At 71.8% G+C, this 16,528-nt stretch carries 16 protein-coding genes; 9 read left to right on the forward strand and 7 right to left on the reverse strand.

What is annotated here, in order from left to right:
- Positions 1–16 precede the first annotated feature (16 nt).
- The 6 genes from AB0316_RS07630 to AB0316_RS07655 are packed head-to-tail and all read left to right on the forward strand — an operon-like array spanning position 17 to position 4,662.
- Positions 17–904, forward strand: a complete 888-nt coding sequence (locus AB0316_RS07630; RefSeq protein WP_366271919.1) for a DUF58 domain-containing protein — start codon at positions 17–19, stop codon at positions 902–904.
- Positions 891–1,373 (forward strand): hypothetical protein, encoded by a 483-nt coding sequence (locus tag AB0316_RS07635; protein WP_366271921.1) that lies wholly within the window; start codon positions 891–893, stop codon positions 1,371–1,373. The genes AB0316_RS07630 and AB0316_RS07635 overlap by 14 nt, the downstream gene beginning before the upstream one ends.
- Positions 1,364–2,353, forward strand: a complete 990-nt coding sequence (locus AB0316_RS07640; RefSeq protein WP_366271922.1) for a VWA domain-containing protein — start codon at positions 1,364–1,366, stop codon at positions 2,351–2,353. Before AB0316_RS07635 ends, AB0316_RS07640 begins: the two co-directional genes overlap by 10 nt.
- Positions 2,350–3,360, forward strand: a complete 1,011-nt coding sequence (locus tag AB0316_RS07645; protein WP_366271923.1) for a VWA domain-containing protein — start codon at positions 2,350–2,352, stop codon at positions 3,358–3,360. Before AB0316_RS07640 ends, AB0316_RS07645 begins: the two co-directional genes overlap by 4 nt.
- Positions 3,357–4,205, forward strand: a complete 849-nt coding sequence (locus AB0316_RS07650; protein ID WP_366271925.1) for a tetratricopeptide repeat protein — start codon at positions 3,357–3,359, stop codon at positions 4,203–4,205. The genes AB0316_RS07645 and AB0316_RS07650 overlap by 4 nt, the downstream gene beginning before the upstream one ends.
- Before the next feature lie 58 nt (positions 4,206–4,263).
- The gene (locus AB0316_RS07655) at positions 4,264–4,662 is read left to right on the forward strand and encodes a YccF domain-containing protein (protein ID WP_366271927.1); all 399 of its coding nucleotides are present in this window, start codon (positions 4,264–4,266) and stop codon (positions 4,660–4,662) included.
- 35 nt (positions 4,663–4,697) lie between these two features.
- Here the strand turns inward: AB0316_RS07655 and AB0316_RS07660 are convergent, their stop codons facing one another.
- The 4 genes from AB0316_RS07660 to AB0316_RS07675 are packed head-to-tail and all read right to left on the reverse strand — an operon-like array spanning position 4,698 to position 7,864.
- Positions 4,698–5,387: a response regulator transcription factor gene (locus tag AB0316_RS07660; RefSeq protein ID WP_366271929.1), complete on the reverse strand. Its 690-nt coding sequence runs from the start codon at positions 5,385–5,387 to the stop codon at positions 4,698–4,700.
- Positions 5,384–6,613: a histidine kinase gene (locus AB0316_RS07665; RefSeq protein WP_366271930.1), complete on the reverse strand. Its 1,230-nt coding sequence runs from the start codon at positions 6,611–6,613 to the stop codon at positions 5,384–5,386. Before AB0316_RS07665 ends, AB0316_RS07660 begins: the two co-directional genes overlap by 4 nt.
- A 7-nt stretch (positions 6,614–6,620) precedes the next feature.
- Positions 6,621–7,343, reverse strand: a complete 723-nt coding sequence (locus tag AB0316_RS07670; RefSeq protein ID WP_366271931.1) for a CPBP family intramembrane glutamic endopeptidase — start codon at positions 7,341–7,343, stop codon at positions 6,621–6,623.
- Positions 7,340–7,864: a hypothetical protein gene (locus AB0316_RS07675; RefSeq protein WP_366271932.1), complete on the reverse strand. Its 525-nt coding sequence runs from the start codon at positions 7,862–7,864 to the stop codon at positions 7,340–7,342. Before AB0316_RS07675 ends, AB0316_RS07670 begins: the two co-directional genes overlap by 4 nt.
- Positions 7,865–8,109: 245 nt before the next feature.
- Between AB0316_RS07675 and AB0316_RS07680 the strand changes: the two genes are divergently transcribed.
- From AB0316_RS07680 to AB0316_RS07690, 3 genes are all read left to right on the forward strand, one after another.
- Positions 8,110–9,765 (forward strand): APC family permease, encoded by a 1,656-nt coding sequence (locus tag AB0316_RS07680; protein WP_366271934.1) that lies wholly within the window; start codon positions 8,110–8,112, stop codon positions 9,763–9,765.
- A gap of 359 nt (positions 9,766–10,124) precedes the next feature.
- Positions 10,125–10,736 (forward strand): hypothetical protein, encoded by a 612-nt coding sequence (locus AB0316_RS07685; protein WP_366271936.1) that lies wholly within the window; start codon positions 10,125–10,127, stop codon positions 10,734–10,736.
- 172 nt (positions 10,737–10,908) lie between these two features.
- On the forward strand, positions 10,909–11,553 hold the full coding sequence (locus tag AB0316_RS07690; protein ID WP_366271938.1) for a GNAT family protein: 645 nt from the start codon (positions 10,909–10,911) through the stop codon (positions 11,551–11,553).
- 30 nt (positions 11,554–11,583) lie between these two features.
- On the opposite strand, the gene AB0316_RS07695 is transcribed toward AB0316_RS07690, so the two are convergent.
- Genes AB0316_RS07695 through AB0316_RS07705 form a run of 3 tightly spaced genes read right to left on the reverse strand, consistent with a single transcriptional unit; the run spans position 11,584 to position 16,495 of the window.
- Positions 11,584–12,933, reverse strand: coding sequence for an MFS transporter (locus AB0316_RS07695; protein WP_366272821.1), 1,350 nt, complete (start codon positions 12,931–12,933; stop codon positions 11,584–11,586).
- On the reverse strand, positions 12,819–13,961 hold the full coding sequence (locus tag AB0316_RS07700; protein WP_366271939.1) for a sucrase ferredoxin: 1,143 nt from the start codon (positions 13,959–13,961) through the stop codon (positions 12,819–12,821). Before AB0316_RS07700 ends, AB0316_RS07695 begins: the two co-directional genes overlap by 115 nt.
- Positions 13,958–16,495 (reverse strand): DNA topoisomerase IV subunit A, encoded by a 2,538-nt coding sequence (locus AB0316_RS07705; protein ID WP_366271941.1) that lies wholly within the window; start codon positions 16,493–16,495, stop codon positions 13,958–13,960. Before AB0316_RS07705 ends, AB0316_RS07700 begins: the two co-directional genes overlap by 4 nt.
- Between the last annotated feature and the right edge of the window lie 33 nt (positions 16,496–16,528).

Here is a 16,528-nt window from a genome sequence, read left to right on the forward strand (position 1 = left end):
CGGACGAGGACCCGGGATGACGACGACGCTGCTGACGAGGGTGAAGAGCACGCTCTTCGTGCATGCCCACCGCCGGTCGCGCAGCCTGCTCGAGGGGGAGTACGCGTCCGTCTTCCACGGCCGCAGCCTCGACTACGACGACCTGCGCGACTACGTGCCGGGTGACGAGGTGCGCGACATCGACTGGCGCGCCACCGCGCGACACCAGGCCCCGCTCGTCAAGCGCTACGTCGCCACCCGCAAGCAGAACGTCATGCTCGTCATCGACACCGGGCGCGGCATGGCGGCCGCGACCCGCAGCGGGGAGCCGAAGAAGGCCGTCGCCATCGCCGCCGCCGGGCTGGTCGGCTACCTGGCCCAGCGCCACGGCGACCTCGTCGGCCTGGTGCGCGGCACGGCCGGCTCCACGGTCGCGCACGAGATGCGGGGGAGCGAGGCCCACCTCGAGCTGCTGTTGCGGGCGATCGACACCGCCACGACCCTTCGCGCCGACCAGAGCAACCTGGCCACGCAGCTTCGCTGGGTCGTGCGACACGTCCGGCGCCGGCTGGTGCTGCTCGTCGTAGCCGACGACCGGGAGCTGGACCCGGCGCTCGACGACCTGCTGCGCCGGCTGCACGTGCAGCACGAGATCCTCTGGATCACGGTCGAGGACGCCGACCCCACGGCCATCGGCGGGGACCGGACGGCATACGACGTGGCCGACACCTACACGCTGCCGACCCTCGTGCGGCTCGACCCGCGCGTGCGCGGCGCGTATGCCGCCTCGGTCGCCGAGCGCGTGCAGCGCACGAGCGAGCTGCTCGACCGGCGCGGCGTCAACCACGCCCGGATCGGGTCGTCCGACGAGGTGGTCTCGACCGTCTTCGCCCTGCTCGAACGGCAGCGCCGTGCCCGTCGCTGACGCCCCGCCGCCGGGCTTCTACGCCCCCGACCCGTATGCCGCCCGCTGGCTGTGGGTGGGCGTCGGCATCCTCGCGCTCATCGCCCTCTGGTACGCCTTCGTCTGGTGGTCGACGCGCGAGCGCACCGTCCCGGCGCCCCGCCCGGTCGCGACCGACCGCGTGGCCGCCCTGCGCGCCGAGTACACCCGCCGCATCGACGCCGTGCTGGCCCGTGCCGCGGCGGGGGAGATCAGCCAGCGGCGCGCGCACCAGCAGCTGAGCGTGCTCGTGCGCCACTTCGTGCAGGAGGTGTCGGGCATCGAGGCGCCGATGATGACGCTGACCGAGCTGACCGAGAGGGGGTCGCGCCTGACCCCCGTCTCCGAGGTCGTGGGCGCGCTCTACCCGGGCGAGTTCGGTCCCCGCGAGACGGCCACGCTCGCGGGCGCGGGCACCGTCGCGAAGCAGGTGGTGGCGCGTTGGAGCTGAACGGTCCCGACCTCAAGTGGCCCGCGGTCCTCGCCGTCGGCGCCGTCCTCGCGCTGCTGATCGCGTATGCCGTCCACCTGCGCCTCGCGCGCCGCTCGACGCGTGCGTCGGCGGCCGTCGCGAACTCCGAGGCGCTGACCCGGCTCCCGGAGTACCAACGGGCGCTGCGGTTGCACCGCATCCGCATGGCGGTGCTGGCGCTGAGCGCCGTGCTGCTCGCAGGGGCAGCCCTGGTGGGGGCGGCACGTCCCCTCGACACGGTCGTCGACAAGCCCCAGGCGCGCAACCGCGACATCCTGCTGTGCCTCGACATCTCCGGGTCCATGGCGGCCTACGACGCCACCCTGGTCTCCACCTTCAAGACCCTCGTCAAGAGCTTCGAGGGCGAGCGGATCGGGCTGGTCATCTTCAACAGCTCGGCTGCCACCGTCTTCCCGCTCACCGACGACTACGACTTCATCAACGACGAGCTCGACACGGCCGGCCGGGCCCTGGCCGGTGGCTCGGAGTCCGACTCGTTCTTCGCCGGCACCTTCAACGGTCGCGGCACCTCCCTGATCGGCGACGGGCTGGCCACCTGCGTCTCGAGCTTCGACAAGGTCGACACCCAGCGCGCCCGGTCGGTCGTCTTCGCCACCGACAACCACCTCGCGGGCCGGCCGATCATCGACGTCGAGCAGGCAATTGAGCTGGCCAAGGCCAAGGGGGTGCGGGTCTACGGCCTCAACCCCGAGGAGGACGGGCCCGACGAGGAGGCCGTGCAGATGCGCGAGCTGGTCACCGGCACCGGCGGCCACTACTACGCCATGAGTGACCAGTCCGCCATCAAGGGCATCGTCGACGCCGTCGAGGCGCAGGAGGCGACCCTCGTCGACGCGGCGTCGCGCTCCCTCCACTCCGACAACCCGGCACTGGCCATCGCGCTCGCAGGCGTCGGGCTGCTCGTCCTGGTCGGTGCGAGCCGGAGGTGGGCGTCGTGAGCCTGCTTCCCGTCGCACCGTGGCCGGTGCTGCTCGTTCTCGCCGTCGCGGCCCTGGCCGCCGTCTGGTGGAACCCGCCGTCGCGGTCGGTCCCTGGGGAGTCGCGCGCGACGCACTGGCGGCTGACGGCCGCCGTGCTCCTGCTCGGAGGAGCCGCGCTGCGGCCGGGGGTCCCCGGCGACCTGGCGGACACCACGGCGGCCAACCTCAACGTCTACTTCGTCGTCGACACGACGAGCAGCATCATCGCCGAGGACTACGGCACCGACCGGCCCCGCATCGAGGGTGTGGCCGCGGACATCTCCGCCATCGCGGCAGCCCTCCCGGGAGCGCGCTACAGCATCGTCACCTTCGACCAGGACACGCGTGTGCGCCTGCCGCTCACGACCGACACCACGGCCCTCGACGCCGCCGTCGAGACGTTGCAGCCGGAGTCGTACGAGGTGTCGCACGGCTCGTCGGTCACCGAGGCGAACGACCGGCTCCGGACGCTCCTGCAGCAGGCCGACGCCCGCACCCCGGAGCGCGGACGGGTCGTCTACTACTTCGGCGACGGTGAGCAGACGGCGGCCGAGCCACCGGCCCCGTTCGCCATCGACCGCGGTCTGATCAACGGCGGGGCCGTCCTCGGCTACGGCACCAGCGCCGGCGGCCGGATGAAGGCCACCCGCTCCCGCTTCGACACGAGCGGCAGCTACATCAAGGACCCGACCACGGGCGAGGACGCCCGCTCGGTGATCAGCGAGGACACGCTGCGCTCGATCGCCGGTCAGCTCGGAGTGCCCTACCTGCACCGGCAGCCGGGCGATGACATCGGTGCCGCGGTGGACGGCATCGACCTGCAGCAGTTCGGCACGAGCGAGCAGATCGAGCGGCAGAAGGTCCTCGCCCGCAGGGAGCTCTACTGGCCGCTGCTGCTCGGGGTGGCCGGCATCGCAGCCTGGGAGCTCGGAGCTGCCGCCACCGCCCTGCTCCAGACCCGGCGACGCACGGAGACGCGCCCATGACGCTGCTCGACGACCCGCGACGCGCGACCGCGTCCCCGGAGCAGGCGTCCGCACGCCGGCGCCTGCTGCGACGAGGCGACGGCCGAGCGCGCCAGCCGCTCCCGCCGCACCTGCGACGCCGGCGGCGCCGGATGCTGCTGGCGTCGGCGCCCGTCGTGGTGCTCCTCGTCGTCGTGGCGGCGCGCCTGCTGACCCTCAACCTCGTGCACGCCCAGACCCTCGCGGCCTACCAGGCGGGCGACAAGCCACGCACCCTGCAGTGGGGCGAACGGCAGGGGTGGGTCAACCTGGTGGAGCGGTTCCGCTCGCCGTTCGCGATCGGTGACGCCCACGTGCTCTCGGGGCACTACGACCTCGCCCGTCCGTGGTTCGAGCAGGCCTTCGAGCAGGTCCCCAAGGGAGGCATCGACGACTGCAAGGTGCGGGTCAACCTCGGCCTGACCTACGAGGCGCTCGGCGACGCGGCCAAGGCGCGAGAGCGCACCGAGGAGTGGAAGCAGTTCTACGACAAGGGCATCCGCATCACGAAGGAGCGGCCGCCGCTGTGCGAGGCGCCCGAGGGCGGCCAGACCGGTGAGCAGCTGAAACAGGCCCAGCAGCGCCTCGAGAGCAAGCGCTCCGACGCGCCGCCGCAGGACCAGCAGCAACAGCAGGACCCAGGGCCGAAGCCGGCACCGAGCCAGCCGGCGCAGCCCACCCCCGACCCGGGGCAGACCCCCAGCCAAGAGGAGCAGGACTACCTCAAGGAGCAGCAGCGCCGGAACACCATCGAGCGCAACCAGCAGCAGGGCAACGAGGACACGATCCCGGGGGACGGTTCACCGACCTATCCCAAGCCGTGGTGACCTGTGAGGCGATCCGAACGGCAGCTCGAGGCGCGGCGGCCAGTGGTTGGATGAGTGCATGCGCACGCTGCTCAACCTCATCTGGGTGGTGCTGGCCGGGTTCTGGCTCTTCGTCTGCTACGTCGCCGCAGGGATCCTGCTCTGCCTCCCGATCATCACCATCCCCTGGGCCGTCGCGTCCTTCCGCATCGGCGTCTACGCGCTGTGGCCGTTCGGGCGCACCGTCGTCGACAAGCGCACGGCCGGCGTCGGCTCGATGCTGGGCAACGTCATCTGGCTGCTGCTGGCCGGCATCTGGCTCGCCATCGCCCACGTGGCCACCGGCATCGCCCTGTGCGTCACGATCATCGGCATCCCGTTCGGCATCGCGAACTTCAAGATGATCCCGATCTCGCTCATGCCCCTCGGCAAGGAGATCGTGCCGGTCAGCGCGACGCGACGGGCGCTCATCGGCTGAGTCCGCCTCGCCGGACGTCGAGGCACCGAGGACGTTCAGGATCTCTCGGCGCGCAGGGCCTGGGCGACGAGCTGGGCGCGGTGACGGACCCCCGTCTTGGCGAAGATGTGGTTGACGTGGGTCTTGACGGTCGCTGTCGAGACGAAGAGCCGCTCGGCGATCTCGCCGTTGGACAGTCCCTGCGCGATGAGGCCGACGATGTCCCTCTCGCGTGGGGTCAGGCCCTGGAGGATCGCAGCGGATCCGGGGCTGGTCAGCGTGGCCCCGGACTCCTGCGGCACCCCGGCATGCGCTCCGGACCGCAGGGCGTCGAGCAGGCGCAGCTGGACCTCGGGAGTCAGGGCCGCCTGGCCTCCGGCGGCGGCCAGCACGGCAGCCTCGATCTCGGCCGCGCCGGCGTCCTTGGTGAGGAAGCCGCGGGCGCCGGCCCGGAGGGCCGCGAGGAGGCGTTCGTCGTCGGAGTAGGTGGTCAGCACCACGACCGGCACGTGCGGATGGCGCTCGGTGAGGGCGCGCGTGGCTTCGATCCCGTCCAGGCGCGGCATGTTGAGGTCCATGAGCACGACGTCCGGGTCGAGCTCGTCGACGAGCTCGAGGGCGGTGATGCCGTCCGCGGCGGCGCCGACGACCTCGAGCGTCCCGAGCAGGCCGAGGAGGGTGGTCAGTCCCTCTCGGACGATCCGCTGGTCGTCGACCACGAGGACGCGGACGCGCAGTTCGGTCACGGGGCTGTCCCATCGAGGTAAGGGAGGGTGAGACGCAGGGCGAAGCCGCCCACCGTCGGGTGCGCCTCGAGGCCACCTCCCGCGAGCTCGGCCCGCTCGCGCAGGCCGGTCAGTCCGTAGCCGCTGCCGGGCAGGGCCGGCCGGCCCGTCACGTCGGAGGTCTCGGACGTCGCGGATGCGGCAGACGGAGTGGTGGGCCGGCGGTCGGTCATGGTCAGCTCGACCTCCTGCTCACTCCAGTCGAGGCGGACGGTGCACGAAGCTCCCCGTCCGGCGTGCTTCGCGGTGTTGGTCAGCCCCTCCTGGACGGTGCGGTAGAGGGTCAGCGCCGCCTCCGGCGCGAGCGGTCGCGGTGTCCCGGTCGTCGTGAGCTCGACGTCGAGGCCGTGGCTGCGCGAGGCGTCGCGGGCGAGCTCGGCGATGCGCCGGGAGTCGGGGGCGTCCTGTCCGCGCAGGGCCTGGATCGCCTGTCGGGTCTCGTCGAGTCCGGCGCGGGCCAGGTGGTGGGCGCGGTCGATCTGGTCGCGTACGCGTTCGTCGGCGCCGGTGCGCTCGGCGAGCATCGACGCGGCCTCGAGCGACATCACCTGACCGGAGAGCGAGTGGGCGAGGATGTCGTGGATCTCCCGGGCCAGCCGAGCTCGCTCGGCGAGCGCGGCCGCCTCGGCCTGCGCCGCCCGGGACTGCTCGAGGGCCTCGACGAGCGCTGCCGAACGAGCGTGCGCCTGGCGGGCGCTGCGCATCGCGGCGGCGACGGACCCGGCGAAGGCGACGCCCAGCAGGTCGGCGGCGAGGGAGGAGGCTGTGTGGTTGCCGCCTCGGGCGATGACCGCAGCCGCCATGGCGAGGACCAGGACGCCGAGCACGGCCACGGCCGGCCGGGTCGGCAGCCGCAGCCCGATCGCGGCCGCCGCGAAGTAGGCGAAGAGGAACCCGGCCGACTCGGCGGCCAGGGCGTTCAGGCCCGCGCCACCGAGGCCGATGAGGAGCAGCAGGCCGGCCTCGACCCGCACGTCCGTCGGGGTGGCGAGCAGCTCGACCACCCACAGCGCGGCTGCCACGACGAGGAGCGCGGCCGCAGAGCCGTGCAGGTCGTGCAGGCTCGCGGCCACGGTCGCGAACGCGACGACGAGACCCAGCGCCCGGACGCCGCGACGCCAGCGCCGGTCCCCGCTCGCGGTGGCGAGGGGGAACGCGGCGTCGTCCCGGCGCGTCGTCGTGCTCATGCTGAGGTCACCCTACGGCCGGCTCGCGCCGGCGGACGCCCTCGACGGCGACACGTCGGTCCCGCGCGAGCAGCACGATGCCGAGTGCGAGAAGGATGACGTCTTCGGCGACGAGCACCGGGATCTTCGGCAGGGCCCCGACGGCTGCCGCGAGGTCGGTCACGGCGTGCAGCACCATGAGGGGCACGATGCTCCCGAGCCGGTTGCGCACGGCCCCGTAGGCGATGCCGAAGCAGAACGCGCCCCAGGCCTGCGCCACCACGAGGGCGACGCTCTCGCGGAACAGCACGTTGGCCAGGTGCGACGCCCCGAACAGCGCGGCGGTGACGACGACGCCCCGGACCGGGCCGAGCGGCGCCAGCACGCGCTGCGCCATCCCGCGCCAGAGCAGCTCCTCGGTGAAGCCCGTCAGGGCATAGCCGGTGACGAGGACGACCAGGCCGTCGGCCGGCATGCGCACACCCCCCACGAGCGGGCTGAGGGCCACTGCCGACAGGACCGCCAGGACCGGGAGATGGCTGCGCAGATCGGGCCGGGTCACGCCGACCTGCTTCCAGCTCCACCACCTGGCCCGGGCGACCAGGACCGCTGCGAAGAGCACCAGGGTGACGAGCAGGGCTCGAATCGTCCCGCCGACGTCGGGCAGCAGGACGAGGGTGACGAGGCCACCGGCTGCGATGAGGGCCACGACGGCCGCCCAGAGGGCCAGGGCCCGTCGCAGGGGCGTCATGCCGTCACCGCCACGGCCGAGTGCCGCCTGCTGCGTCGGGCCCGGGCCACGCGCACCCACGTGACGGATACACGGGCGACCACCATGGCGAGAGCCATGACGATGAAGGCTGCCGTCCACGCGTCCGCGCCGGTGATGCGGTTCTCGAGCGAGAAGCGCCGGATCCAGCCGGTGAACCAGTGGTCCGCGCCGTAGGCGAAGAGCACCCGACCGACGATGACGACCACCCACAGGAGGGCGTATGCCGTGCCGGCCGTCATCACGAGCGATCCCGAGCGCTCGTGCACGGTGACGAGCAGGCCGGCCACGACGCCGAGCATGACGCCGGCCACGAGGCCGACGGCCACGAGACGGCCGTCGTTGCCCAGGGTGGGCACGTCTCGCAGGAACACGGCCGCTGCGACCGCCACAAGCACGAGCGGCTGCAGCAGACGGCGTCGGGTCACCTCACGCGTACCGACGTTGCTGGCGAGGATGAAGACGAGAAGCCCGATGTTGAGGGCGTACTGGGCGAGCGACATACCTACCTCTCCGCGCCGCCGACGTGGCGTGCGCTCTGAAGCAGGACGGTAGGGAGCCGGGGAGCACGCTCGCGTCGGCCGACGGGTGGACGTCGCGATCTCCACCCACGGGTGGAGCAACCACCGGGTCGGGCAGGGAGGGAGCACCGGTGGGCGGTTTGGTTCGATTCGCCCGGATGCGGGTAGGTGGCTCGCTGGCATCGTTGCACGGGCGCAACGACCTGACCCACGAGGAGAGGCACCCGATGGCAACGGTCGAGACCAGACAACAGCAGGAGACCCCGGTCCTCAAGAGGCACGTCGGGGTCGTGGGCCTCCTCTTCGCCAGCGTGGGCTCCATCATCGGCTCGGGCTGGCTCTTCGGCGCTCTCAACGCGTCGCAGGAGGCCGGGCCCGCCGCGATCATCTCGTGGGTCTTCGGAGCGATCCTCATCCTGCTCATCGCCCTGTGCTACGCAGAGCTGGGGACGATGTTCCCGCTGTCGGGAGGCGTCGTGCGCTTCCCGCACATGGCGTTCGGCAACTTCGCGAGCTTCACGAGCGGCTGGATCACCTACGTCGCAGTCGGCACGACGGCACCGATCGAGGTCGAGGCGGCACTGCAGTACGGCACGCAGTACGCCGACTTCACGACCAAGCACATGATCGGCGGCGAGCCGGTCTACACGCTGACGCCACTCGGCTACGCGGCTGCGGTGGTGCTCATGGCCATCTTCGTGGTCATCAACTACTACGGCGTCCGCTGGTTCGCGCGCATCAACAACGCGCTCGTGTCCTGGAAGCTGTTCATCATCCTGCTCGTCATCATCGCGTTCTTCTTCGCCGCGTTCCACGGCGAGAACTTCACGAGCCACGGGTTCACCCCCTCGGGCTGGCACGGGGTCTTCACCGCGATCGCCACGAGCGGAATCGTCTTCTCCTACCTCGGATTCCGGCAGGGGATCGAGCTGGCCGGTGAGACCGACAACCCGAAGCGCAACGTGCCGCTCGCGGTGATCGGCTCGGTGCTCATCACGGCCGTCATCTACGTCCTGCTGCAGGTCGCCTTCATCGGTGCGCTGGAGCCGTCGACCCTCTCGTCCTCCGGTGGCTGGGCCACGCTGGCGTTCAAGAACGACTTCGGCCCCTTGGCTGCCCTCGCGACGATCCTCGGCATGGGGTGGCTCGCGGTGCTGCTCTACATCGACGCCATCGTCTCTCCCGGCGACACCGGCCTGATCTACACGACGGTCACCTCCCGCATCTCCTTCGCGATGGCGCGCAACGGCAACGCCCCCAAGGCGCTCGGCCGCACGAGCGAGCGCGGCGCGCCGGTGGTCGGCCTCATCCTCGCGTTCGTCATCGGGCTCATCGCGTTCCTGCCCTTCCCGAGCTGGCAGCAGCTCGTCGGCTTCATCACCTCCGCGACGGTGCTCTCCTTCGCCTCGGGCCCGCTGGTGCTCGCGGCCCTGCGCCGTCAGGTCCCCGACGCCGAGCGTCCGTTCCGGCTCCCCGGCGGGCACGTCGTGCCGTTCCTTGCCTTCTGGGGCTCGAACCTCATCGTCTACTGGTCCGGCTGGCAGACCGACTGGAAGCTCATGGTCGCCGTGCTCCTGGGGTTCGTCCTGCTCGCCATCTTCTCCGCCACCGGCGTGCTGCGTGGACAGTCCCTCGACTTCAAGGCCGGCTCCTGGGTGCTGCCGTGGCTCGGCGCCCTCACCCTGGTCTCGTGGCTCGGTGACTACGACGGTGGTCTCGGGCTGATCGGCTTCGGCACGGCGATCCCGGTGCTGTTCGTGGTGTCGCTGGCGATCTACGTCATGGCGTACCGGATGCGCCTTCCGGACGACCGGGCCCAGGCCTACATCGACGAGACGACGCACGAAGCGGCGGTCGAGGAGCACCAGCTCGAAGGCCGCTGACCCCCCTGCGGCAGAGGCGTTTTCGTGGCTCGCAGCCCGGGATGCGCCTTTCGTCCCGTATGCCGTCCGGCGCGCCCGGCGCGGCCCCGTCGGCTTGGTCGATTTCCCCCCGGGTCGCCCCGTTCGGGGTGTAGACCCGGTGGGGTCGGCCTGGCCGAGGGCCGCGATAGAGATAGGGGTGGGACATGCCGAAAGCCAAGGGACTCCGTGTTCTGGGGACCATGGCCGCTGCCGGAGCACTCGCGCTTGCAGGGGCTCCGGCGCTCGCAGCCGGAGCCAGCGCAGCGTCTTCGCCGGCATACACGTGCACCGGCGGATACATTCCGTCGGGAAGCTACGCCAGCATCACCGTCACCGGGATGTGCTCCGTGCCCTCGGGTACCGTCATCAACGTCACGGGGAACATCGACGTCGCCGCGGGTGCCATGCTCGACGCGCAGAGCGCACCGTCGACCATCACGGTCGGGCACGACGTCACCGCTGCCGCAGGGTCGCTCGTCGGCCTGGGCTGCCAGCCGCCTTCCTACACAGGCAACTCCGCCCACGAGTGCATGGTCGACCCGGAGGGGCACTCGACCATCACCGTCAAGGGCAACATCACGGGCACGGATGCGCTCGCCGTCCTGCTCAACGGCGTCACGGTCGGCCAGAACGTCACGCTGACCGGTGGCGGCTCCGACATCCCGTGGTCGGTCAAGAACAACACCGTCGCGGGCAACCTCACGATGAGTGGGCAGAGGAACGCGTGGCTGGGCGTGATGTTCAACCGCGTCGGCGGCAACGTCAACCTGAGCGACATCACCGTCATGGACGAGCACCCAGGTGCGCCGGGCGTCTACATCGTGCGCAACACCGTCGGGCGCAACCTCAACTGCACCAACCTCAAGCCGGGAGTCTCCGGCGGCTTCGTCCCCGGCAGCGTGAACGTCGTGGGCCACAAGGCGACAGGGCAGTGCGCCGCACTGGTCTGAGCTGACGCCTCGACCGTCCGTCTGCCGCGTTGGGGTGAAAGGCGGCAGACGGACGGTCGCGCGCAAAGTGGCTGGCGCACCGGGTCGCGGGTTGGGACGATGCGTCGTGCATGCCCTGCACGACCGTCCGCCCGCGCACGCCCTCCAGCGTGCGCCCACACGTGATGAGCCCATGAGGAACTACCCGCTGCTGGACGTACGCGTCAGCACCCCCGCGCTGGAGCTGCGCGCCGCGACCGACGACCTGCTCGACGAGCTCGCCGACATCGTGCGCGCCGGCAAGACCCACGCCGACCCCGCCCCGTACGACGACCCGATGTCCTTCTACGAGAAGGACCCCGACATCCGCGTCGCCCGTTGGCTGCGGGCCATCTGGCGCCGTCGCGGCATGATAGAGCCCGATGCCTGGCGGCTGTACTTCGTCGTCATGGTCGATGGTCGACCTGTCGGCGAGCAGACCCTGATCGCAACGGACTTCGCCGCCCTGGGGACCGTGTCGACGTTCTCGTGGCTGTCCACGGACGAGCGCGGCCGGGGGATCGGGCGCGAGATGCGCGCAGCCGTGCTCCACCTCGCCTTCGAGGGTCTGGGCGCGAAGGAGGCCGCCAGCGACGCCTTCGTCGACAACCATGCCTCCAACGCCGTATCGAGGGCGTTGGGCTACGAGCCCAACGGCTTCGACTGGGCGACGCGGCAGGGCGAGCCGGCGCTGCTCAACCGGTGGCGCCTGACGAGGGACGTCTGGGAGCAGGGGCGGCGTGACGACATACGGCTGCACGACCTCGACGCCTGCCGCGCGCTGCTGCCGCTGTCCTGACCCGCGCCGGCGCCGGCCCGTCCTGTTGGGCTAGGCCGGCGCGCGGACGGTGCGAAACGGGCTGAGGGACAAGCCGATCGCGACGAGCGCGAAGACGCCGGCCGCGACGAGCAGGGTCGGGGTGATGCCCCAGGAGTCCGCCAGCATGCCGGCGAGCGGCGCCACGACCATGGCGACGGCACGGTTGAACGACCGCAATGTGGTGTTGGTGCGGGCCTGCAGCCCGTCAGGGGTCATCAGCTGCCGATAGCTCATCTCGTGGGAGTTGCTCATGCCCATCGCGAGCCCGTAGAGGAACTGGCCGGTCAGGACGGCGGGAAGGGCTGGCACACCGCCGTGCCCGGCGAGCACCAGGGCGACCACTCCGGCGGTCGTGATGACGTGGCACGTGATGATCGTGCGGCCGGTGCCGAGCAGCCGTCCGACCCGGGTGGTCAGCACCGCGCCGACGACCGCACCGACGCCACCGGCCGCACCCGCGATGCCGAACTGGAACGCCGTCAGGCCGAGGGTGACCAGCGCGTACGGGGCGAGCACGACCCCGATGATCGCGTTGCCGACGAACCAGGCGTGGGTGGCGACCGCGATCGTGGCCAGGCCCGAGGACCGGTAGACCCAGCGGACCCCCTCGACGACCTCGGTGGCGAGTCCTCGCACCGTCACACCCGTGCGTGGAACGGGCTCGTCGACCACGATGCGGCGAAGCGTGAGGGCGGAGTAGACGTACGTCACCGAGTCGAGCAGGACGGCCAGCGGCGCGCCCACCGCGTTGACGAGCACGCCGCCGAGCGCGGGGCCGGCGGTCGAGGCGGCGGCGTCGGTGCCGTCGATGCGAGCGTGCGCCGGCTGCAGGTGGCGCGGCTCGAGCAGTCGCGGCAGGAACGACATCTCGGCCGCGCCGCCCACGACCGCGGCGGTCCCGGTGAGCACCACGATGACCAGGAGAGCGGGCAGGGACAGAGCCCCGAGCCACCACAGCAGCGGGACCACGAGGAGCAGGCCGGCCTGCGCGAGGTCGGTCCCGACCATGAGGGGCAGACGCCGTCTCCCGTCGACGACGGCGCCCACCACGAGCCCGAAGACGAGGTAGGGCAGCCAGCGAGCCGCATTGAGCCATCCCACGTCGGTGGCTGTGCCGTGCAGCGTGAGGACGACGAGAGCCTGCAGCGAGAAGACCGTGACGTACGAGCCGAGGCCCGACACGGCACCGGCCCTCCAGAACCGTCGAAAGGCGGCGGAGGTCGGGGCGGTCGGGCTCGGCCTGCTCAGAACCAGGCCTCGAGGGTGGTGGCGCGGTGCTCCAGCACGTCGACGGGCTTCTTGCCGCAGGACTCCGGCCGCGCCAGCCCCACCGGCTCCCGGGTGACGTGCACGCGCCAGCGTCGCCCGTCGGTGTGGGTGACGATGACCTCCGAGCCGCCGTCGACCGGCTCCGGCTCGCCGGCCCACAGGGCCTCCAACCGGACCTCGCCGATCTCGACACGGATGTGCGACTCCGCGCACTGCGCAGCCCCCGGCACCGCCGAGCGGCCGCGGTCGTGGATCGGGCCGAGCAGCTCCTCGGGAAGGTGCCCGTCCGCGCTGGACTCCAGGAGCGACTCGCAGGCTTGCTCGTCGAGGCGTGCGACGGTCTGGCCCCAGGGCAGCAGCACCGCCGTGGGGGCGAACCGGTGCCCACCCGTGTGCGAGACCTCCCAGGCGCGGCCCGGCGCCACCCGTGCTGCGTGCGCTGCCAGCGGGCGGCCCCGCACCGCACAACAGACGTCCCGGCGGCCGTTGGTGCACACGAGCAGGGCCGGCTCGGCCGGTTCCGAGCCCAGGAGCGAGGCCTGCACCAGCGCGCGACTGCCCCGGGCGAGAGCGCCCCAGTCCAGGCCCAGCAGGTCACCGACGTCGGCGACGAGAGCCGTGAGCAGCCAGGCGTCAGCCGGGCGCCGGCCTGCGTGGGCGACGAGCACGCGCCGCGGTCCGGCCTTGGCCGGGTGGCCACCGGGCCGGCGGATCAGCATGAGCCGGCCACCGGCCCCGCTGGTGCGTGCGTCGAGCTCGGCTGCGAGCTCCGGGTCGAGGCCGGACTCGCGGGCGGCGTCGCGACCCCAGGGGCCGGGCTGTTCGATCGCGATGAAGAACAGCGCGGACGCTGCCGTGCCGTACGCGCTGGTGGCGTCCTGGTCCCAGAGCACCGAGCAGGCCTCCGGGGAGGGAGTGCCGTAGCCGGCCGTTGCCGGGTGCGTGGCGTGCTCCGGGGCGTGCTCCGGCGCGTCCTTCGGGGCGGAGGCGCCGAGCGCCTCCTTCACCGACTCGACGACCTCCGATGCCTTCGCCGACGCTGCCGCGGCGACTCGCCGGGCGGCCTTGCTCCCGGGGTTGCCTCCGGGGTTGCTTTCCTCGGCCGGCGCGCCTGTCACGAGGTGCTCCCATCGTCCGGCGCCGCGTCTCCGTGCTCAGCGTCGTCCGTGTCACCCGCGGCGGCTCCCGCTGCCGGGGGGTCCTGCGGCGGCGGCCCGGCGACGTGAGCGATGACCGTGGTCGTGGGCAGCCCGGAACCGTCGCGTCGACCGTCGGCCGCCGGGAGCTCGATCGCGACGCCGTTCGCGGCAGCGGCGCGGGCGGGCGTGTTGCCGACGAAGGCGAGCACCAGGGTGTCCTCGCCCTTGAGGAAGCGGTGGCAGCGAACGCCTCCGGTGGCGCGTCCCTTGGCGGGGTACTCGGCATACGGCGTGACCTTGAGCGAGCCTCCCTCAGTGCCGGGGAGGGCTCCTGAGGAGCCGGCGGACGTCACGACGACCCCGTCCCGGGCCGGGTCGACGACGCCGAAGAAGACCGCGCGGCCGAAGCCACCCAGCTTGATACCCGCCATGCCACCGGCCGAACGGCCTTGCGGGCGTACCGACTTCGCGGGGAAGCGCAGCAGCTGGGCGTCGGTGGTCACGAAGACGAGGTCGAGGTCGTCGCGGTCGGCCACGCCGGCGCCCACGACCCGGTCGCCGTCCTTGAGCGCGATGACGGGCCAGTCGTTGCTCTTGGGCGCGTCGGGCGTCACGCGCTTGACCACGCCGCCGGCCGTGCCGAGCGCCACCACCGGCGCGTTCTCGCCGACCGCCAGGATCGTGATGGGCTCCTCGCCCTTGGCCAGGTCGACGTATGCGGCGAGCGGGGCGCCGCCCGAGAGCGTCGGTGCGCCGTTGGTCGGGGGCAGGGTGGGCAGGTCGAGTGCCGAGAGCCGCACCATGCGCCCAGCAGAGGTCAGCAGGCCGAACTCGCCACGAGCACTGGTGAGCACGGCACCGGTGATGACGTCGTGCTTCGAGCGGGAGCCCTCCGCCGACACCGGGTCGGCCGTGCCGGTGCGCGCGAGCAGTCCGGTGGACGACAGCAGCACCCAGCACGGGTCGTCGGCGACCTCGAGCGGGGAGGTGGCCGACGCGGCGGCGCTCGCGCCGGAGCTCTCGAGGAGCACCGTGCGACGCGGGGTGCCGTGCGCCTTGGCGACCTCGGCCAGCTCGGTCGAGACGAGCTTCATGAGCAGCTTCTCGTTCTCGAGCAGGGCCCGCAGCTCCTCGATGGCCCGCTCGAGCTCGGTCTTCTCGTTCTCCAGCTCGAGGCGCGAGAACTTCGTCAGGCGGCGCAGCTGCAGGTCGAGGATGTAGGTCGCCTGGACCTCGGACAGGTCGAAGACGTCCATGAGACGACCGCGGGCGGTGGCGGCGTCGTCGGAGGAGCGGATGACCTGGATGACCTCGTCGATGTCGAGGATGGCGATGAGCAGCCCTTCGACGAGGTGCAGCCGCTCCTCGCGCTTCGCGAGGCGGTAGGCGGTGCGCCGGCGGACGACGTCGGTGCGGAAGTCGACGTAGACGCGCAGCAGCTCCTTGAGGCCCATGGTGCGGGGCTGGCCCTCGACGAGCGCGACGTTGTTGATGCCGAAGTTCTCCTCCATCGGCGTCAGCTTGTAGAGCTGCTCGAGCACCGCGTCGGGGTTGAAGCCGTTCTTGACCTCGATGACCAGGCGCAGCCCGTGCTGGCGGTCCGAGAGGTCCTTGAGGTCGGCGATGCCCTGCAGCTTCTTGCCCTGGACGAGGTCCTTGACCTTGTCGATGACCTTCTCGGGGCCGACGAGGTAGGGCAGCTCGGTGACGATGATGCCCTTGCGGCGCGGGGTGAGCGACTCGATCCGAGCCGTCGCCCGGGTGCGGAAGCTGCCGCGCCCGGTGAGGTAGGCGTCGCGGATGCCCTCGAGCCCGACGATCTTGCCGCCGCACGGCAGGTCGGGGCCGGGGACGAACTTCATGAGGTCCTCGAGCGAGCACGAGGGGTTGGCGATGAGGTGCCGGGCCGCGCCGATGACCTCGACGAGGTTGTGCGGCGGCATGTTGGTGGCCATGCCGACGGCGATGCCGGACGCGCCGTTGACGAGCAGGTTGGGGTACGCGGCCGGCAGCACGCCGGGCTGGAACTGGGTGTCGTCGTAGTTGGGGACGAAGTCGACGGTGTCCTCGTCGAGGCCGCCGACCATGAGCAGCGCCGCGTCGGCCATCCGGGCCTCGGTGTAGCGCGCGGCGGCGGGGCCGTCGTCGAGCGAGCCGAAGTTGCCGTGCCCGTCGATGAGGGGCAGGCGCAGCGTGAAGGGCTGCGCCATGCGCACCAGGGCGTCGTAGATCGCCTGGTCGCCGTGCGGGTGGTACTTGCCCATCACCTCGCCGACGACGCGCTGGCTCTTGACGTGGCCGCGGTCGGGCCGCAGGCCCAGCTCGTTGGCGCCGTAGAGGATCCGCCGCTGGACCGGCTTCAGGCCGTCGCGCGCGTCGGGCAGGGCCCGGCTGTAGATGACGCTGTAGGAGTACTCGAGGAAGGCGTTCTGCATCTCCTCCTCGACGTCGATGCCGACGATCTTCTCCTCGAAGTCCTCGGGCGGAGGCGGGGTGGTCGTTCGACGGGCCATGCCGGGTGGTGCTCCTTGCCGCTAGCGGATCAA

Origin of the sequence: Terrabacter sp. NPDC080008 (genome assembly GCF_040702505.1) — a bacterium.
In the GTDB taxonomy this organism is placed as follows: domain Bacteria; phylum Actinomycetota; class Actinomycetes; order Actinomycetales; family Dermatophilaceae; genus Terrabacter.

Excerpts from the sequence above, each read along its gene's own strand:
- AB0316_RS07630 (WP_366271919.1), top strand. The coding sequence starts at position 17 with ATGACGACGACGCTGCTGACGAGGGTGAAGAGCACGCTCTTCGTGCAT.
- AB0316_RS07650 (WP_366271925.1), top strand. The coding sequence starts at position 3,357 with ATGACGCTGCTCGACGACCCGCGACGCGCGACCGCGTCCCCGGAGCAG.
- AB0316_RS07655 (WP_366271927.1), top strand. The coding sequence starts at position 4,264 with ATGCGCACGCTGCTCAACCTCATCTGGGTGGTGCTGGCCGGGTTCTGG.
- AB0316_RS07665 (WP_366271930.1), bottom strand. The coding sequence starts at position 6,613 with ATGAGCACGACGACGCGCCGGGACGACGCCGCGTTCCCCCTCGCCACC.
- AB0316_RS07670 (WP_366271931.1), bottom strand. The coding sequence starts at position 7,343 with ATGACGCCCCTGCGACGGGCCCTGGCCCTCTGGGCGGCCGTCGTGGCC.
- AB0316_RS07675 (WP_366271932.1), bottom strand. The coding sequence starts at position 7,864 with ATGTCGCTCGCCCAGTACGCCCTCAACATCGGGCTTCTCGTCTTCATC.
- AB0316_RS07680 (WP_366271934.1), top strand. The coding sequence starts at position 8,110 with ATGGCAACGGTCGAGACCAGACAACAGCAGGAGACCCCGGTCCTCAAG.
- AB0316_RS07685 (WP_366271936.1), top strand. The coding sequence starts at position 10,125 with ATGTGCTCCGTGCCCTCGGGTACCGTCATCAACGTCACGGGGAACATC.
- AB0316_RS07690 (WP_366271938.1), top strand. The coding sequence starts at position 10,909 with ATGAGGAACTACCCGCTGCTGGACGTACGCGTCAGCACCCCCGCGCTG.
- AB0316_RS07705 (WP_366271941.1), bottom strand. The coding sequence starts at position 16,495 with ATGGCCCGTCGAACGACCACCCCGCCTCCGCCCGAGGACTTCGAGGAG.